Annotated in this window: 12 protein-coding genes; 10 read left to right on the top strand and 2 right to left on the bottom strand. The window is 45.0% G+C overall.

Annotation, left to right across the window (positions count from 1 at the left end):
* Positions 1-35 precede the first annotated feature (35 nt).
* The gene (locus ACK8P8_RS15165; protein WP_410026024.1) at positions 36-1,271 is read right to left on the bottom strand and encodes an MFS transporter; all 1,236 of its coding nucleotides are present in this window, start codon (positions 1,269-1,271) and stop codon (positions 36-38) included.
* 340 nt (positions 1,272-1,611) lie between these two features.
* Between ACK8P8_RS15165 and ACK8P8_RS15160 the strand changes: the two genes are divergently transcribed.
* On the top strand, positions 1,612-3,732 hold the full coding sequence (locus ACK8P8_RS15160; protein WP_410026023.1) for an HRDC domain-containing protein: 2,121 nt from the start codon (positions 1,612-1,614) through the stop codon (positions 3,730-3,732).
* Positions 3,733-3,779: 47 nt separating this feature from the next.
* Here the strand turns inward: ACK8P8_RS15160 and ACK8P8_RS15155 are convergent, their stop codons facing one another.
* Complete coding sequence (locus tag ACK8P8_RS15155) at positions 3,780-6,599, bottom strand: M16 family metallopeptidase (RefSeq protein ID WP_410026022.1); 2,820 nt, start codon at positions 6,597-6,599, stop codon at positions 3,780-3,782.
* A 265-nt stretch (positions 6,600-6,864) separates the two neighbouring features.
* Between ACK8P8_RS15155 and ACK8P8_RS15150 the strand changes: the two genes are divergently transcribed.
* From ACK8P8_RS15150 to ACK8P8_RS15110, 9 genes are all read left to right on the top strand, one after another.
* Positions 6,865-8,088 (top strand): mechanosensitive ion channel family protein, encoded by a 1,224-nt coding sequence (locus ACK8P8_RS15150; protein ID WP_186977787.1) that lies wholly within the window; start codon positions 6,865-6,867, stop codon positions 8,086-8,088.
* Positions 8,089-8,489: 401 nt separating this feature from the next.
* Complete coding sequence (locus ACK8P8_RS15145) at positions 8,490-9,356, top strand: M23 family metallopeptidase (protein ID WP_099290395.1); 867 nt, start codon at positions 8,490-8,492, stop codon at positions 9,354-9,356.
* 25 nt (positions 9,357-9,381) lie between these two features.
* Positions 9,382-10,533: a 1-deoxy-D-xylulose-5-phosphate reductoisomerase gene (locus tag ACK8P8_RS15140; protein WP_410026021.1), complete on the top strand. Its 1,152-nt coding sequence runs from the start codon at positions 9,382-9,384 to the stop codon at positions 10,531-10,533.
* 78 nt (positions 10,534-10,611) lie between these two features.
* Complete coding sequence (rseP, locus tag ACK8P8_RS15135) at positions 10,612-11,952, top strand: RIP metalloprotease RseP (RefSeq protein WP_186977783.1); 1,341 nt, start codon at positions 10,612-10,614, stop codon at positions 11,950-11,952.
* Positions 11,953-11,959: 7 nt separating this feature from the next.
* Complete coding sequence (locus ACK8P8_RS15130; RefSeq protein ID WP_410026020.1) at positions 11,960-12,313, top strand: carboxymuconolactone decarboxylase family protein; 354 nt, start codon at positions 11,960-11,962, stop codon at positions 12,311-12,313.
* Between the two features lie 166 nt (positions 12,314-12,479).
* Positions 12,480-15,536 (top strand): ATP-binding protein, encoded by a 3,057-nt coding sequence (locus tag ACK8P8_RS15125; protein ID WP_255469590.1) that lies wholly within the window; start codon positions 12,480-12,482, stop codon positions 15,534-15,536.
* 7 nt (positions 15,537-15,543) lie between these two features.
* Entirely contained in the window at positions 15,544-16,551 is a 1,008-nt protein-coding gene (locus ACK8P8_RS15120; protein ID WP_410026019.1) for an endonuclease/exonuclease/phosphatase family protein, read from the top strand.
* Positions 16,552-16,701: 150 nt separating this feature from the next.
* Positions 16,702-17,628, top strand: coding sequence for a magnesium transporter CorA family protein (locus ACK8P8_RS15115; protein ID WP_227215376.1), 927 nt, complete (start codon positions 16,702-16,704; stop codon positions 17,626-17,628).
* 145 nt (positions 17,629-17,773) lie between these two features.
* Positions 17,774-18,859, top strand: a complete 1,086-nt coding sequence (locus ACK8P8_RS15110; RefSeq protein WP_410026018.1) for an efflux RND transporter periplasmic adaptor subunit — start codon at positions 17,774-17,776, stop codon at positions 18,857-18,859.
* Positions 18,860-18,910: the final 51 nt, after the last annotated feature.

The following is an 18,910-nucleotide window of genomic DNA, read 5'->3' as shown; positions in this document are numbered from 1 at the left end:
AGGGGTTTCCATTGCGGAAGCCCCTCTTTGCTTGCTCAAATATTTCGAGTCTTTCCTTCGATAGTTAATCGTCCGACCGCGAACAGGGAGGGGATAAAGAAGGAGATAATACCGATGGCACAGACAACGAGTCCGCCGATGGCGAAGGTGTTCGAGATGCCGATATTGTCGGCGATAAATCCGGTTCCCATTAGCCCGATCATGGAGGGGAACATGCTGATGCTCATGAATATGGAAAATACACGACCGAGGACGGCGGGATTGACTTTTGTTTGTACCACGGTCATGAACGAGGCGTAGTACACGGAGCCTGATACGCCCTCTATGGCTGTCAGTATCACGAACCACACGAACGCCGTGGGCGGTAAAAGCCCGGAGAACAGGAATGATATACCTAGCAGGATATACATTGAATTAATCAGCACTATTTTATTGACCTTGTATTGACGGAGGCTTAACACGAGTCCGCCCGCGAGGGAACCGACGCTCCATATTGCCTCTACCAGACTCATCTGGTAAGCACTTCCGGAGAAATGATTGAGAGTCATCAACGGGAACAATACGCTGATAGGCATGATAAAAAGAGTTGCCAGTATGGAAAGCAGGAAAAGGAGTGTCATTCTTTTATGGCTCGTGACTTCCCTTTGCGCCTCCCGTAAATCTTGCCATAGGTTCAATTTCGTTTTCGTTTCACCGGGTTTCGGGTTGGGGATGGTGACAAACAATAACGAGGTACAAGCGAGTAACGCACCTGCCACGTCAAGCATAAGAACGTAAGTCATATCGAGCATCGTGATGGCTAATGCCCCTAAAGCGGGCCCCGCGATGTTGCAGACGGATTGTATGATCTGGTTGATTCCCGCGACGCGTAAAAGCTGGGATTCCGGTGCCAACAAGGGGATGGACGCTTGCATGGAGGGCATGTGGAAGGCCGATCCGACAGAACGTAATGCCAGTAACGTGTATATTGCCCATACCTCTGCCTGCCCGAAGTAAAACAGTACGGCAAGAATGAAGGTGCAGAAGGCAATAAAACTATCCGATAGTATCATAATCCATTTCCGGCTCCAGCGATCGATGAGGATACCGGAGAATAGACCTAACACGGCTTGCGGGAGTAAGGCCGATATCGTGGCAAATGCCAGTGTTTCAGCCGATTTGGTTTCGAATGTCAGCCATAATATGATAGCGAAATTAACAAGTGAACTGGTCAGAATGGAGAAAAACTGTCCTGTCCATATAATAGCGAATACTTTTTTCCAATTATTCATGGTTGTTTTGTATGAATTTTAAACGCTTAAACGCATCTCACCCCGGGATGTGTCGTTTCTTTTTTAAATAATAAATGCGAAAATAGAATCTTTCCCGTGAATGGAAAGTTTCTCAAGATAGCCGGAAAAACAAGTCCCAGACTTCGTTAGCCTCTCACCCTGTAATTTCTTGTCATAAAGAAATGATAAATCTTCATAGATGGTATTTCATGTAAATTTCCACGAAAATAGATATATAATACGAATAATCCTAATAAAATGTGTAGATTTTCCATATCTTTGCATAGTAGGGCGTCTGTAATGACCTGAATATGTAATAATTCACGAAAAGTGTTGATTCATGGAAAGTAATCCACAATTAGAGTTGGCGTTTAATTTCTTGGAATATACCGGGGTGAACGTGTTCCTGACGGGAAAGGCGGGAACGGGAAAGACCACGTTTCTGAGGAACTTGAAAGAGCGTTCCCCGAAGCGGATGATCGTGGTGGCTCCGACGGGTGTGGCGGCGATTAACGCGGGTGGAGTGACCATTCACTCGTTCTTCCAGTTGCCTTTCGGGCCGTATATACCGGGTGTCACGGATGTGATAACGCATGACGGGAAGGCTCGTTTCACGAATAAGTTCAGTCGGGAAAAAATAAATATTATCAAGACGATCGACTTGCTGGTGATCGACGAGGTGAGTATGGTGAGGGCGGATTTGCTGGACGCGGTGGACGACGTGTTGCGTCGTTACCGGAACCGTAACGAGGCTTTCGGCGGGGTGCAGTTGTTGTTGATCGGGGACTTGCAGCAGTTGGCTCCCGTGGTGAAGGATGACGAATGGATGTTGTTGAAACAACATTACGAGTCGGCTTATTTTTTCCATAGCAAGGCGTTGGCGGCAACCCGTTACGTGCCGATAGAGCTGAAGCAGGTGTACCGTCAGCAGGATGGTATCTTTTTGGAACTGTTGAACCGGATAAGGGAAAAACAGATTGATGCCTCCGTGTTGAATACTTTGAATCAACGATGTATACCGGGATTTACCCCTTCGGATGAGGACGGGTATATCACGCTGACCACGCATAATCATCAAGCGCAGCGGATTAATGATCTGAAAATGGCGGCATTGAATACCCAAGCCTACACGTTCAGGGCGGAGATAAAAGATAATTTCCCGGCGTACTCGTACCCCACGGATGAATTACTCGTGTTGAAGAAAGGGGCACAGGTGATGTTCGTGAAGAATGATTCCTCCCCGGAGAAACGTTATTATAACGGGAAAATAGGCAAGATCACGGCGATTAACAATAACACGATCGAAGTCGTGGGGAAAGAGGACGGGATGCGGATTCTGGTAAACCGGGAGGAGTGGACGAACACGAAATACACGTTGGACGAAGAAACGAAGGAGATCGTCGAGATGGTGGAAGGGCGGTTCAGCCAGTACCCGTTGAAGACGGCGTGGGCGATCACGATACACAAAAGTCAGGGATTGACGTTTGAGCGGGCAATCGTGGATGCGAATGCGGCTTTCGCTCACGGGCAAGTATACGTGGCGTTGAGCCGTTGCAAGACTTTCGAGGGATTGGTGTTGAGTTCTCTCGTGACGCCCCGTTCACTGATCAATGATAATGCTATCGATCAGTTCGTGAGTGAGGTGGAGCAACATGAACCCGGCACGGAGGAGCTGCATCAGGCACGGCAATCGTACTTCCGGGAGTTGTTGCTGGAACAATTTGATTACGAGTCTATACGTTGGCGGTTGCATTATTTGTACCGAATACTGGACGAGCAATTGCGTCGCTTGTATCCCGAATGGGTGGAGCGTTACCGCGTGGCGGGAGCCCGTTGCGCGGAGGAGCTGTTGATGGTATCGGAGCGATTTCAAAACCAGTTGGAGGGCTTGATGCCGGAAGACGGGGTTTACGAGAACAATCCGGTGATCGCGGAACGGGTACGTAAAGGTGCGGCTTATTTTCGTGAACACACGAAGACAATTTTCGGGGACTTTCTGGAGGAAGCGATACCGGAAATTGACAACAAGGAAGTAAGGAAGTCCGTCGAACAAGCCATGGAACGTTTCCGGGGTGAAATAACCTTGAAAATGGAGACTTTGAAGACGATAGGGAATGGTTTCTCCGTGACCGCTTATTTACGGGCGAAGGCAAAAGCCTTGATTGATGCCCCGAAAGTGAAAATCAAGGCAAAGAAAGCGGGTACGGTAAAGGCGGAAGTGTCCTCCGACATATTGCACCCGAAATTATATACCACGCTTCGGACATGGCGGAATAAAGAAGCCGAACGTTTGAAACTACCCGTGTACACGGTGTTACAGCAAAAAGCTTTGCTGGGCATCAGTAATCTGCTACCGACAAACACGAAAGAATTGCTTGCCGTTCCGGGAATCGGGAAAAAGATAGTGGAGCGCTACGGTGCTTTGATTTTGAGTATGGTAGATGAATATAGAGGGTTTTAAAAAAAAAGACCGCTTTTGAGCGGTCTTTTTTCTATATCAAATAATAATTATTTTGCTTCCGGTATGAACATCATGTCAACCACGTCGGCACCCTTGAATAATTTCTTGGTGAATTTCTGTACATCCTTCGGGGTGATCTTGTCGATGATATTATCGAAGTTTTTCGGGTCGGTAATATCGATACCGCGGAGGTAGTAAGTTTGGATAGCACTCATCCAATAGTTATTGTGAGGTTTGGATTGTTCACGGTTTTTCTTCATGGTCGTGATAACCTTGCTGATCTCTTCCTGTGTAGGAGCTTCTTTCATTAACAAGTCGATTTCGGCATAGATTAATGATTTCAAGTGGTCAGCCTTATCCGGGTCGCAATCGAACATCATGCTCATGCTATAACTTTCGTACGGTTCTCTGGATGATCCGGCTTGAACGCTTACTCCATAGGTACCGCCTTCTTTTTCACGGATATTTGTCAGGTATCTTTGATCGAGTACTCCTTTCAAGATGTTTTGGCAGATATTGTCGTGAATACTGGTTTTCATATCTTTAGAGAAGCTCGTGATAACGGTAGCTTTCGGGTCTTGCAACGGAAGTTCGATCACTTTCACTGTTTTTCCTTTCGGGCCTCTTACCTTGTTGTCAACCCACTTCTCTTTGCGGTTGAAGGACTGCACGGAACCCAAGTATTTTTCAACCAACGGTTTCACGGTTTCAGCGTCGATGTTACCCACGATAAAGAACGTGAAGTCGCTGATATCTTTGATACGGTCACGATAAATTTCCTCGATTTGCTCTATACTGATCTTATCCAAGAATTCTTTCCCAAACAAAAGGGTTCTCGGGCTGTAATTGCTCATGATCATGTTAATAGAGTCCTGCATGATTTTTTTCGGGTTGTTATTCATGTTCGCGATAGCCGCATAATTACGTTGCATGATCGCGTTGTGGACTTCTTTGTCGAAACGAGGTTCCTCGAATTTCAGATAGATTAATTGCATCAAGGTTTCGAAATCCCCGGGAGTTGAACCACCACCGACAGATTCTGACAATCCGCCGATACCGATACCGACGTTTGCTTGTTTACCTGTCAACAATTTTTTCAAGGTAATAGCATCATAGTCGCCTAATCCGTAAGCTCCAACGAAATCAGCGACAACTTGTGCGGAGGCTAATTTGTCAACACCGTACAGAGAGGTACCCCCCTTGCTGTAAGAAGCCACGGCTACTTGGTCTTTCTCGAAATCTGCTTTGCGGAATACAATTTTCGCACCGTTTTCCAGTGTCCACTCTTCTGCTTCGAATTGCGGTAATTTCTTGGTAGCGATGATTTTTGAGCCTTTCAACTCTTTGTTGATCAGTTTGGCTTCGGCAGATTCGTCCTGATAGGGTTCAAGTTGAGAATCTTCAACTTTTTTCAACGTGGCGAGGGCCTCTGCTTCCGTGATGTGTTTCACGCCTTCTGCCGGTCCTTGCACGATGATTACCATGTTGGTCGGAACGATATATTGTTTTGCCAACGCGGAAACTTCGTCAACGGTGATTGTCGGGATAACCGCTTTCGCGAACTCGTAATAGTAATCGAAGTCAACGATAGGATCTCCTTCAAGGAAGTTTTCTTTTATTTCATCGATATAGTCTTCGGAAGTGGTTTTGTCTTTTTGCTTGTTAGCCGATTCCAAACCTACCAACATGTTTGTTTTTGCTCTTTCGAGTTCTCCTTGCGTGAAGCCGAATCTTTTTACTCTTTCATTTTCGCGGTAGATGGCTTCCAATGCTTCAGCTTCCTCGTTCGGTTTTGCTGTTGCCCCGAAGTAATAAGCGTTGACGCCTCTCACAATACCACCGGCGAAGCCTGCGCTTCCGTTGATGAAGGGAGGATTACCTTTTTGGAGTAATTCGGAGATACGTTGAGCCAACATCGTGTTGTAGAATGATTGAACAAGTCCTTTCTTCAAGGCTTCGTTCAGTCCTTTTTCTTCTTTCGTGGGAGCCGGGTATTTGATGTACACGGCGATGGAAGAATTGGTTACTTCCTTATCCGTGGCGCACACGAACTTGATTCCGTCGTGGGGAAGGACTTCGAAAGTTTCTCTCACGGCAGGATTTACCGGAGTCGGGATCTTGGAGAATAATTCCTTTACCTTTTGCTCCATTTTTTCAGCGTCGAAATCTCCGACAACTGCAATCGCTTGCAAATCGGGACGGTACCATTTGTGATAGTAATCACGGAGAGTCTGGTATTTGAAGTTTTTGATGATGTCCAAATCACCGATTACATCTCTTTTTGCGTACTTGGAATCGTTCAAAAGAACCGGCATGGTTACGGCTCTCATGCGGAATCCTGCGTCTCTTCTGGTTCTCCACTCTTCGGAAATAACGCCTCTTTCACCGTCGATTTCTTCGTCAACGAGCAGAAGGTAGTGTGACCAGTCGTGAAGCACGAGCAGACAAGTGTCTAAGAGTCCTTCGTTCGTGGTGGGAACATCACTGATATTGTACACGGTTTCGTCTTGCGCGGTATAGGCGTTCACGTTTCTACCGAATTCAACCCCGTGTTTTTCCAGCATATTGGTGATACCTTTTCTTCCGGGGAAGTGTTTGGTACCGTTGAATGCCATGTGCTCCAAGAAGTGAGCCAATCCGTTCTGGTCATCGTTTTCGAGGATTGCTCCCACGTTCTGGATGATGTAGAAACTTGCTCTGTCCTTGGGTTCCGCGTTGTGGCGAATGTAGTAAGTCAAGCCGTTAGCTAATTTTCCCGTTCTGACATTCGGGTCTTTGGGAAGTGGTGCTTTCATGTCATATTGGGCGAACAAGCTAGAGCTGAGTAGCGCCAATAAAGCACACACGGTTAATAGTCTTTTTGTCATACGAATTATTTTAATGTTTTAATGTTTGTGTCTGCAAATATAGTAAAGTGTAAGCAAATTTATCCTGTCGCTTAAAATCTTTAACGTTAATTTATGGCGGAATTGTAAAAATAGAGAAAAATGAAGGCTTCCCGGGGTAGTCGGAAAGATTATATGTTAATATGATTTTAACTTATCAGGTGTTTTGGAATCAGAAAAATCTGTAATTCTTAACTTTTTCCTGTTCAATTCTCGTATAGGGCATATAAAAAAGGAGAGGAATAGTATGATTTGGAAAATAAATATAAGTAAGTGGTTTTCTTGGCTAAACTTGGGAATTAAAGATCCCGAAACTGCTTCACTCGTGGAGGTGATGTTGCAGATCGCGGTTATTTGTCTGATCGCTTTTTTATTCACTCTTTTTCTCCGTAAAGGGGTGATGAGGTTGCTTGCCAAAGTGGTCAAGCGTACCAAGACCAAGTGGGATGACGTGTTTTTGGATGAACATGTTTTCCAGAGAGTTTTTAACTTGATACCCCCGCTGTTTATTGATTTTGCCTTTAAGATTGTTTACGGGAAGTGGGAGCATATTGAGCTTTTCCACCGTTTTATCGTGGCGTGGATTCTGGTGGTGGCGGGATACGTGATTGTCACGGTACTGGATGCCATTAACCGGATTTACGAGTCCTACCCGGTAGCGCGCGACAGACCTATCAAGGTGTTCGTGCAGGTAATCAAAATATTCGTGGTGTCGGCGGTCGTTATCACGATCGTGAGCGTGTTTATCGGGGAGTCGCCCCGTAATCTGTTGGTCGGATTGGGTGCTTTCGCGGCGGTATTGATGTTGGTTTTCAAAGACGCGATTCTGGGGTTTGTCGCGGGTGTGCAGTTGTTGTCCAATCAGATGGTGCGTATCGGGGACTGGATCGTGATGCCGAGTAATAACGCGAACGGGACGGTGCTGGAAATCAATTTGTACACGGTGAAGGTGCAAAATTGGGATATGACGATCACGACAGTGCCTACTTACCAGTTGGTTTCCAATTCTTTCACGAACTGGCGGGGAATGCAGGAATCGGCGGGACGGCGGATTATGCGCTCTATTAATATAGATATGAATTCGGTGCATTTCCTGTCGGACGAGGAGATCGCCATGTTGAGAAAATCTGACGTTCTGAAGGGATATATTGAGGATATACTTCCCGTGCTGACAGAACAGAACAAGGGGAAAGGGGATGTGTTGGACGAGAGGCGACTGACGAATTTGGGGATTTTCCGTCAATATGCCGTTCGGAAACTGGAAGCAAACCCGAATCTGAATATGGATATGACGTATATGGTGAGGCAATTGCAACCGTCTGCCACGGGAATCCCGTTGGAAATCTATTGTTTTTCACGCATTCAGGAGTGGGTGGCTTACGAGAAAGTGCAATCTGATATTTTCGATCATTTGCTTGCCGTGATGCCTTATTTCCATTTGCGTATCTACCAGTACCCGTCAAAATTGTAAACGAGGGGGGAAAATCAATAGGTTTTTAGTAAGAAGATAGGGGACGGGGAAGGTTGCTATATCTATTTTTGAGGGTGTTGGTTGGGTAATACTTCTATTATACTTCCATCATACTTCCATGAAACTCCTATGACGATAGATTTTTGACATTGCTTGGTTTGGATTTGTGTAGATTATTTTATAAATGACGTGTAAGATAAGTTCATTATATATTTACGTTTGTTGTAGGTCTTCAGTATGATTAGGGTTGTTTTAGAGGGGAAAAATGGAATTGACTCGTGATGCGGGTGTGGCAATTTGTGGGTTATACGGACGAAAGGCGGGTACTTTATAAACTTTCTAAACCTTCGGGATGGGAAAATTGGATTTTTGTACTATTTTTGGAGGCTAAAAATATTCGGATGAAGAGTAAGAAACGGAAATACTGGAATAAATTAAAGAATCGCTACAAGTTGACCATTTTTAATGAGTCTACCTACGAGGAGGTGATGCATCTTCGTCTATCCCCCTTGCAGGTGCTGACGGCTTTAAGCTCGTTGGCGGTGGTGTTGATTATTTTGACAATCATGTTAATTGCTTTCACGAATTTGAGAGAATTTATTCCCGGTTATCCTAGTCAACAGTTGAGAAGACAGCTTACCCAGAATGCCTTACGGGTAGATTCTTTATTGAACGAGGTGGAGAAGAAAGATCGTTTCCTGCGTTCCATCCAGATGATTTTGAGGGACGAGGTGTTGGATACGACTCATTACATGGCTTCAAGCGAGAACGTAAAAATTAATTATGACACGACGATGTTGGGCGTGTCGCAAGAAGAAGCGGGTTTCCGGGAGGTGATGGAGAGAGAGGAGCGGTATAATTTGGCGTTGGGACAAGTCAGTTTTTCGGATGATGATTTCTATCATTTCTTTTCACCGTTGGACGGTATCGTGACGAATCATTTTGACGAGGGAACCCGTCATTACGGTGTCGATTTGGTCGCGAAGCAAAATTCTAACGTGTTGTCCGTGCTGGATGGTGTGGTGATCTTTACCGACTGGACGATCAAGACGGGATACGTTATTCAAGTGCAGCATCAAGGGAATCTGGTTTCAATATACAAGCATAATTCGGTGTTGTTGAAGAAGCAGGGAGATTTTGTACGAGCGGGAGAGGCTATTGCCGTGGTGGGAAATACCGGGGAGGAAACAACGGGACCGCATTTGCATTTTGAATTGTGGCAAGGGGGGAAAGCATTGAACCCGGAGACGTTTATTAAATTTAAGTGATTAGAGTTTTTACGATTAGAAATTAATGAAAAATATAGCAATATTAGGATCGACCGGGTCTATCGGGACACAGACATTACAGGTAATCGAGGCTAACCCGGAACGGTTTCGCGTGGAAGTTCTCACGGCAAATAATCAGGTGGAGTTGTTGGCGCAACAGGCGAAACAATTTAAACCTAATATGGTGGTGCTCGGGAACGAGGAGAAGTTGGGGGAGTTGCGGGATTTGTTGCGGGATGAAGATATAAAAGTGTACGGGGGAAGTGACGCTATCGCTCAAGTCGTGCAAACGTCTACTATTGACGTGGTGGTAACGGCAATGGTCGGGTATAGCGGTTTGCTCCCGACGATCAACGCGATAAAAGCGGGAAAGACGATCGCGTTGGCAAATAAAGAGACGCTGGTTGTCGCCGGGGATTTGATCAATCGTTTGGTCGAGGAGTACAAGGTGGCGATATTGCCCGTGGATTCGGAGCATTCGGCAATTTTCCAGTGCTTGGCGGGAGAGCATGATAACCCGATAGAGAAGATATTGTTGACAGCTTCCGGGGGACCTTTCCGGGGGAAAGATCACGAGTATTTAAGGACGGTAACTGCCGCTCAAGCTCTGAAGCACCCGAATTGGCACATGGGCGCCAAGGTGACCATTGATTCCGCTTCGATGATGAACAAGGGATTCGAGGCTATCGAGGCGAAGTGGTTGTTCGGGGTGGAGCCTTCGCGGATTGAAGTGCTGGTGCATCCCCAATCCGTGGTACATTCGATGGTACAGTTTCAAGACGGGAACGTGAAAGCCCAACTGGGTGTACCTGATATGCGTTTGCCTATACAATACGCGTTGACTTACCCGGAACGGGTACATTCCGATATTCCCCGTCTGGATTTTAGCGTGTGTTCTAACTTGACGTTCGAGAAACCGGATATAAAGACATTCCGCAATTTGGGACTTGCTTACGAGGCGATGAACCGCGGCGGTAATGCCCCCTGCGTGTTGAATGCCGCGAACGAGGTGATGGTGGCTGCCTTCCTGCAAGGGGAAATCTCTTTCACGGCGATGTCCGACGTGATAGAGAAGACGCTGGATAAAGTCAGTTTCATCGGACAGCCGACGTTGGAGGATTATATAGCGACCGACCGGGAGGGACGGAGAATAGCAGAGCAATTGAAAAATAAATAATTTACGATTTATGAATTACGATTGACGATTGGAATCTAAAATCATAAATCAAGAAATCAAGAAATCTAAAATCAGAACATGGATGTATTAGTGAAGATATTACAGTTTTTGTTGAGTTTGTCGATTCTCGTGATGTTGCACGAGATGGGACATTTCTTTATGGCAAAACTTTTCAAGGTACGGGTGGAGAAGTTTTTTATTTTTTTCAACCCGTGGTTTTCGATTTTCCGTTTTAAAAAGGGGGAAACCGAGTACGGGATGGGGTGGTTGCCTTTGGGGGGATACGTGAAGATCTCCGGGATGATTGACGAGTCGATGGATTTGGAGCAGATGAAAGAGCCGCCAAAACCTTATGAATTTCGTTCCAAACCGGCATGGCAAAGGTTGCTAATCATGATTGGCGGGGTGTTGGTGAATTTCCTGCTGGCATTTTTTATATATATCATGGTGCTTTATACTTGGGGCGAGGAGTATCTGCCGGCGGAAAACGTGAAATACGGTGTCGTGTGTGACAGTATTATGTTGGACGCGGGGGTGCGTAACGGGGATATCGTTTTGTCTTTCGATAACAAAAAAGTGGAGCGTTTCAGTGATATCATGCTTCATCTTTTGCTGGATGAGCCGAAGACTATGCAAGTGCTACGGGATGAACGGGTTGTGAGCCTTGAAATACCTCCTACTCTGGTCAAGAAGATACTGGCTTATTCCTCCAATGGTTTTGACCAGAAGGCTTTGTTGGCACCTCGTTACAAGTATAACGGTGAGATTGTGGCTTTCGCTCAAGACGCACCGGCAAGGAATGCCGGGATGTTGGCGACCGACACGATTATCGAGGTGGACGGACGGGGATTTACTTATTATGACGAGTTCCAGTCACTGGTGATGAATCATCGGGATAGCGTGATGAACGTGAGAGTGTTGCGAGGGCAGGATACATTAACTCTCTATCTCGATATGGGCGACTCCAAGCTCATGGGGATACAGCCGAGGATTATAGCCGATTTCGAATTTGCCGTGAAAAAATATTCATTCTTGGAGTCCGTGCCCGCGGGTATCAACATGGGAGTGGATAAGGTAAAATCTTATTTGAAGCAGTTCAAGTTGTTTGAAAACGCGGAGGCGTTCAAATCTTTGGGTGGTTTCGTGTCTATCGGGAATGTTTTCCCGAGTGTATGGGATTGGCACGCGTTCTGGGATTTGACGGCTTTCCTGTCATTGATTCTGGGTGTGATGAACCTGTTGCCTATACCGGCTTTGGACGGGGGGCACGTGGTATTCCTGTTGTACGAGGTGATTACCCGTCGCAAACCGAATGAGAAGTTTATGGAGAATGCCCAGATAGCGGGAATGTTCTTTTTGATATTCTTGTTGCTATTCGCGAATATAAATGATATTTTGAAGTTGATCGGAATTTATTGAAAGAGTTATGAGTGAAATGGTTGAACGGTTCCGGGCGTACCGGGCTAAAATGAACGAAAAGATTCTTGCCGCTGATAATAAGGTAATCAAACGTATCTATAATTTGGATACGAATACATATATGGATGGCGCTTTGTCCGCCAAGGTGAAAGAGATGTTGGGATTGGCAACTTCCATGGTCTTGCGTTGTGACGATTGTATCAAGTATCATCTGGAAAAGTGTCATCAACTCGGGGTGACCACGGAGGAGTTGTTCGAGATATTCTCGGTAGCCAATCTTGTCGGGGGAACTATCGTGATTCCCCACACGAGGCGGGCGTTGGAGTATTGGGAGGAACTGGGGAAATATTCGGTGATTTAGTGATTGCCGATTCCGTGATTTGCGAAGTGCGGGCAAGGTAGGGAAATTAATTCATTTTCCGGTTGTTAGTTTAAGCTATATTTGTACCTTTGTACTCGTTTATAAAGGTAAATGTGGCATGTGCTTAAAGAATATTTTACGGATCGGTTTTTTATTCATTTTTATTTTGTTTGAGTTTTCGGCCTTGTGGGCTCGTGATCGGGATAATGTCTTGGTTATTAATTCGTACACGGATGTTACCGTGTGGTCGAATTACGTGATTGACAGCCTTCGGAAAGATCCTTCGATCGAGGAGGATATTCTTGTCGAGTCCCTCAATATGCTTTTGGTCGAGGAGGATTCCATCGCGCGGCAAAGGAAACGTTTGATAATAGAAAAACATTCGATTCCATTGCCTCGTTGTATTGTGGTACTCGGGTCTCCCGCGTGGTGTTTATTTGAAGATGCTTTTAACGGGGTGTGGAAAGATGTTCCGATAATCTTTTGCGTGCAGGAAGATTATGTGACGTCGTGGACTTCCGTGTTGGGGAAAGAAGAGATTGTTCCGGGAGAGATGAAATCTTTTCGGGAACTGATAAAAGGATATAATGCCACGGTTGTCGAATGCCCCATTCACGTGAGGGGCACGATTGATGAAATGAAATTGTTGCTTCCCGGAATGGAAAAGGTAGTCCTTATTTCCGATCATCGTTATGTTAGTGCGCAGGTAAGATACGAAATGCGGGAAGTTTGTCAGAAGTATTTTCCGGATCTTCAAGTAAGTTATTTCACGGAAGGGGAGATGACTATGGATGATATGTTGGATTCAATATCTTCTTTTGATATAAACAAGGTTGGGTTACTGTATTTCTCTTGGTTTCAACGCGAGGGTATGGTCGGTAATAAATATATTTCATGTAATAATCATAAGACGATAAGTACTTTCGATCATCATCCCGTGTTTATATTGGAAGATATAGGGATTGAGGATGGAGAGCTGGCGGGAGGATATTTTTATTCGGGACAAGAGTTCGGGCATACGGTCGCCCGGACATTACGGGAGATCATGGCGGGAAAGAGTCCCAAGGATGTTGCTTGGCAACAAGTTGAACCGGATAATTATTTGTGTTATAATGTATTGCAGAAAGCCGGTATTCCCACGTCGATATATCCTGATAACGCGCATTACTTTTTTGTTCCGGAGAGTTTCTGGTCCAAGAACCGGTACATGATATTTGTTGTTGCCGTTTTATTGTTTTCTCTTTATTTGATGTGGGAGAGGATACGTTTGATGAGGAAGGAACGGTCTTTGCACGAGAAGGAATTGTCTTTTTTGAAAAAATACGAGGCATTATTTAATAATATGCCTATCGCGTATACGAAGCATAAATTGATATACAATAGTCGGGGGGAACTGGAGGATTATGTCGTGCAAGTTATTAATCCCATGTTTTGCAAGTATTTTAAAGGTGGTGAGAATATTGTTGGCAAGAGAGGGAGTGAGATTCTGAATAGTAATTATAAAGAGTATCTTGTCTTGTACAAGACGATGCTTGCCGAAAAGAAGTCTTTCACGATAGAGTATTATCACAAGGCTATCGAGAAATATTTCGAGGTGTTGCTTGTCGCTTCGGAACAAGTCGGGATGATCGATGTTTTTTGCGTGGATATTACCGATTTACGGAACACGAGAGCGCTGTTGGAGTCCGTGAATTATAAGTTGGCAATGGCTTTGGATGTTGCCAATATTATCCCGTGGCGTTGGAATTTGGAGGACGGGACTATGTTGTGTGATGTGAATCGTCCGATAGAGTTGCAACATTACCAAGGAAGTGAAGATACTTTGTCTGTACCTCAAGATCAATACTTCTCCAAGATTCACAAGGATGACAGGGAACGTGTACGTGCGGCTTATTCTGCCTTGATCGAGGGAAAGGTGGAAAAGATAAAAGAGGAGTACCGGGTTCTGGACAGGAATAATCACCATTATTCATTCGAGTGGGTGGAAGCGCAGGCTGCCGTGGAGAAAAAGGATAAGAACGGAAAGGCTTTATCATTGGTCGGTTCTTCTTTGGTTATCACGGGACGTAAGAAGATGGAACTGGATTTACGGGAGGCGAAGGAACATGCCGAAGAATCCAATCGTCTGAAGTCGGCTTTCCTCGCGAATATGAGCCACGAGATCAGAACGCCGTTGAATGCTATTGTCGGTTTTTCCAATATATTGGCTTCCGCGGAAGAGGAGCGTGAAAAGCAGGAGTACGTGAATATCATCGAGAATAATAACAAGTTGCTCTTGCAGTTGATTAATGATATTCTCGATCTCTCGAAAATCGAATCCGGTTCGATGGAGTTTGTTTATTCGGATTTTGATTTGAACGCTTTGTTGCATGAACTGGAGCAAACCTCCGCGTTGCGATTGACAACTTCCGCGGTGGAAATAGTTTTCGAGGAAGGATTGCCGGAATGTTGTATCCATATGGAGAAGAACCGATTGACTCAAGTTATAGCGAATTTGATTAATAACGCGACGAAATTCACGGAAAAGGGAAGTATTCGCTTCGGGTATCATTTGCTGGAAAAGAATACCTTGTATTTTTACGTGACGGATACCGGTTGCGGAATTAGTGCCGATAAGAAAGAGGCTATCTTTGAACGTTTTGTGAAATTAAATTCTTTCGCCCAAGGAACGGGGTTAGGATTGCCAATTTGTAAAACTATCGTGGAACGAATGGGTGGAAAAATAGGGGTGGAGTCGGAAATCGGTAATGGCTCTACATTTTGGTTTACAGTACCTTATAATCCCGTGAAATTGCATCACGAGGAGAACAAAAAAGACGAGTTTATCATACAGGAGGCGGTGGAAAAGGACAAATTGAAAATTCTGATTGCCGAGGACAACCCGAGTAATTACATGCTTTTCGAGTCTATTCTGAAGAAAGATTATAAGCTGCTACACGCGTGGAACGGGATAGAAGCGGTGAATTTGTTCGAGGAACATCGCCCGCATCTGGTGTTGATGGATATTAATATGCCGGAATTGAACGGATACGAGGCGGTTCAAAAGATACGTAAAATATCTTCAACCGTACCCGTTATTGCCGTTACGGCGTATGCTTATGCCTCGGATGAAGAGAAAATCATGGCGAGTGGTTTCGATGCTTATGCCGCCAAACCGATTAACGCGAATGCGTTGAAAAGTAAAATTATTCATTTGCTGGAAAAAAGGATTATTTTATTGTAATATGTTGATGAGAAGGACTATCGGATGTTTCGTTCTTCTCTTTTGCCTGCTTCACGGAAGGGTGTCAGGACAGACGGATTCTTGTCGAGTGGTGTTTTATAATGTTGAGAATCTGTTTGATACTCGTAAAGATTCTTTGATAGCGGACGGAGGTTTTACCCCGAGGGGAAAAATGTATTGGACGAAAGAACGTTATTACCGGAAAATATTGAATGTGTCAAGGGTGCTGCTCGCGAGCGAAAGATTGCCGACGATTATCGGTCTCGCGGAAGTGGAGAATCGACAGGTTTTATTAGATTTGATTCGAAAAACCGGATTGGTTGACGGGAATTACGGGATTGTACACGAGGATTCGCCCGACGCGAGAGGGATTGATGTGGCTCTTTTGTATAATACAACGGTGTTCCGGGAATTGAGAAGTCAATTTTTTCCCGTGGAATTGGGGAGAGGGGAAACTACCCGGGATATCCTTTATTGCAAAGGGGTATTGAGGGAAGTCGATACGTTGCATTTTTTTGTCTGTCACTTTCCTTCCATGCGGGGCGGGGAGGCTAAAAGTGAATGGAAACGGGTGAAAGCGGCTTCTGTTGTAAGGGAGAAAGTCGATTCAATACAATCGTGTCAGCCGGAAGCGATGATCGTGATTATGGGGGATATGAACGGACGGGCAAATACTCGTGCACAACAGGCGTTGGGAACGAAAAATCCGGAGGGACAAGAAATAAACTCCCGCGAGCTTTATAATACCGGTTATTATTTGTTGGGAAAGACTCGGGGAAGTTATCGTTTCAAGGGAGAGTGGCAGACGCTGGATCACGTGATTGTTTCCGGGACTTTGTTGGACGGGAAACATGGTTTGCGTTCTTCCGGGCGAATGGAAATTGTGGCTTCCGATTTTTTGATGGAGGAAGAAAAAGGAAGTTTTGGAAAACGTCCGAAACCGACTTACAGGGGACCAAAGTATATCGGTGGGTATAGCGATCATCTTCCCGTGTTTATTGATCTGAAAAAATAAAACCAGTTGTAAAGCAACTATCTTAAAAATAAAAGATTACTTTTGTAGCAAAATTCATAGAACAAGATATGGACGACTATCATCAACGGTATTAATCTGAGTAGGGGTTCCGAATAAAGCCTCTATTCATAAATTGAAGGAGGAATTATTATGAGAACTTTCCTAATGGGTAAAGTAGGGTTCGTTGAGAAAAAAATATGGGAACCCAATTGCTGGATTAATGTTGTTTCACCAACTCAAGAAGATATTCGATATTTAATCGACGAAAAGGGTGTTCCCGAGGCTTTTATTGATGACATCGAGGACGTTGACGAGCGTTCCCGTCTGGAAGTGGAAGAGGGATGGACGCTGATGATTATGCGTATTCCTTTCAAATCGGTAGATAACAGTATTCCTTTTATCACGGTGCCTCTGGGTATTATCGTGAAGGGGGATGTGTTCGTGACCGTGTGTTATCACCAGACGGCAATGATACCGGATTTTATCAATTACGTGATCCGGAAAAATCTGGAGATAGAGAATAACTGGGACTTGGTGTTTCGCCTTTTCCTGTCTTCTTCGGTTTGGTATTTGAAATACTTGAAGCAAATCAACGCGCAGATGCACATGGCGGAGGTGGAACTGGAGAAGTCCATTCGTAACGAGGAGTTGCAGCGATTGTTGAAGATCGAGAAGTCTTTGGTCTTTTTTATCACTTCGTTGCGAGGAAATGATAATTTGCTGATCAAGATGAAGACGTTGAAGGTGCAACGGCAATTTTTTGACGAGGATCTGGTGGAAGACGTGGAGATCGAGTTGCGGCAGGCACAGGATTCCGCCCGAATATACAGCGATATATTGAGCGGGACGATGGATGCTTACGCTTCGGTGATATCCAATAATTTGAATATCGTGATGAAACGATTGACTTCTATCTCTATTATCTTGATGTTGCCGACGTTGATAGCCAGTTTGTACGGGATGAACGTGCCCAATTCACTGGAGGAAAACCCGTATGGTTTTTTGATCGTGATCGTGATATCCATTCTTTTTTCCGTGTTCGGGTTCGTGGTGTTCAAGTGGAGGCATTGGTTCTGAAATTAAATTTAAAATCCTTGGTATTTTAACAAAGTCTTAACGGTTTGCCAATAAACTTTTGAAGATATTTGATGTCTTAACAATAGTGTCGTGAATGCCTGTGAAGTAAGCGAACACTAAGGTAATTATATGTAATGTTTTTAATATGAACAAAGGATTAAAAAGAGTTTTACAGATAGGTATACCGATTGTTGTTGTGGGTATTATATTGATCCCTCGTTTGGATTTTTCTTCAAGTGATAGTGCTGACGATAGCCCGAAAACGGCTGCATCACCCCGTGCCGCATCGAGGGGGGCGCTACCGGTAACCGGTATTGTGGCTTCTCTTGCAACTTCTTCAACCGGTATTCCGGTGACGGGCTCGTTGGTGGCTAACGAGGAGGTGGAGTTGGTTTCGGAGACAGCCGGGAAAATTGTTGAGATCGCGTTTAAGGAGGGTGCTCGTGTAAAGAAGGGGGATTTGTTGGTGAAGGTGGACGATTCCGATTTGAAGGCACAGTTGGAGCGGTTGGAGTTTCAAAAGAAATTGCAGGAAGCGAAGTTGGAGCGTTTGCGGGTGTTGTTGAAGCGGGAGTCGATAAGCGTGGAAGAATTTCAGCAGTTGGAAACGGAGTATAATATGAATCTGGCGGATATCGAACTTCTGAAGGTGAAGATTATCCGTACCGAGATTCGGGCTCCCTTTGACGGGCAAATGGGTTTTCGATACGTGAGCGTGGGGAGTTACCTGCAACCCAGCACGAAAGTATCCACAATCGTGGATAATTCTTTTCTGAAAGTAGAATTTGTGATACCCGAGAAATATATCGTGGGAGTTCCTATCGTGGGCAGGAAGATTGATTTTGAAGTGGCGGGATTGGATCATGATATTAGCGCAGAAGTGTATGCCGTCGACCCGCAGATCAATGATAAGCATGCAGCTATATTGCGTGCCCGTTATCGAAACACGGATAACCTGATGGCGGGAATGTTCGTGAAGGGACAATGGAACACGGCGGAAGGATTGAAATTTATTTTGATTCCCACGGAAGCCGTGGTGCCCGAAATGAACGGTAAGCGTTTGTGGGTACTGAAAAACGGTAAAGCAACCAGTGTCGCCGTGCAGACGGAAAGCCGCGATAATAAATTTGTTGAGGTAACGGCAGGAATCCAAATCGGGGATACCGTGTTGACCGGCGGATTGATGCAGTTGCGTGAAGGGATGGCGGTGAATGTAAGCCTTAATAATTGAAAGTTGAAAATTGAAAATGAAAAGGCGCGGGGCTTATGGAGGTGAAATCCT

It is taken from the genome of Butyricimonas muris, assembly GCF_046365375.1.
In the GTDB taxonomy this organism is placed as follows: domain Bacteria; phylum Bacteroidota; class Bacteroidia; order Bacteroidales; family Marinifilaceae; genus Butyricimonas; species Butyricimonas muris.
Note: the sequence above shows the minus strand (reverse complement) of the source record. Positions and strands in the feature narration are given on the sequence as shown.

Excerpts from the sequence above, each read along its gene's own strand:
- ACK8P8_RS15150 (WP_186977787.1), top strand. The coding sequence starts at position 6,865 with ATGATTTGGAAAATAAATATAAGTAAGTGGTTTTCTTGGCTAAACTTG.
- ACK8P8_RS15130 (WP_410026020.1), top strand. The coding sequence starts at position 11,960 with ATGAGTGAAATGGTTGAACGGTTCCGGGCGTACCGGGCTAAAATGAAC.
- rseP (WP_186977783.1), top strand. The coding sequence starts at position 10,612 with ATGGATGTATTAGTGAAGATATTACAGTTTTTGTTGAGTTTGTCGATT.
- ACK8P8_RS15115 (WP_227215376.1), top strand. The coding sequence starts at position 16,702 with ATGAGAACTTTCCTAATGGGTAAAGTAGGGTTCGTTGAGAAAAAAATA.
- ACK8P8_RS15160 (WP_410026023.1), top strand. The coding sequence starts at position 1,612 with ATGGAAAGTAATCCACAATTAGAGTTGGCGTTTAATTTCTTGGAATAT.
- ACK8P8_RS15145 (WP_099290395.1), top strand. The coding sequence starts at position 8,490 with ATGAAGAGTAAGAAACGGAAATACTGGAATAAATTAAAGAATCGCTAC.
- ACK8P8_RS15110 (WP_410026018.1), top strand. The coding sequence starts at position 17,774 with ATGAACAAAGGATTAAAAAGAGTTTTACAGATAGGTATACCGATTGTT.
- ACK8P8_RS15120 (WP_410026019.1), top strand. The coding sequence starts at position 15,544 with ATGAGAAGGACTATCGGATGTTTCGTTCTTCTCTTTTGCCTGCTTCAC.
- ACK8P8_RS15165 (WP_410026024.1), bottom strand. The coding sequence starts at position 1,271 with ATGAATAATTGGAAAAAAGTATTCGCTATTATATGGACAGGACAGTTT.
- ACK8P8_RS15155 (WP_410026022.1), bottom strand. The coding sequence starts at position 6,599 with ATGACAAAAAGACTATTAACCGTGTGTGCTTTATTGGCGCTACTCAGC.
- ACK8P8_RS15140 (WP_410026021.1), top strand. The coding sequence starts at position 9,382 with ATGAAAAATATAGCAATATTAGGATCGACCGGGTCTATCGGGACACAG.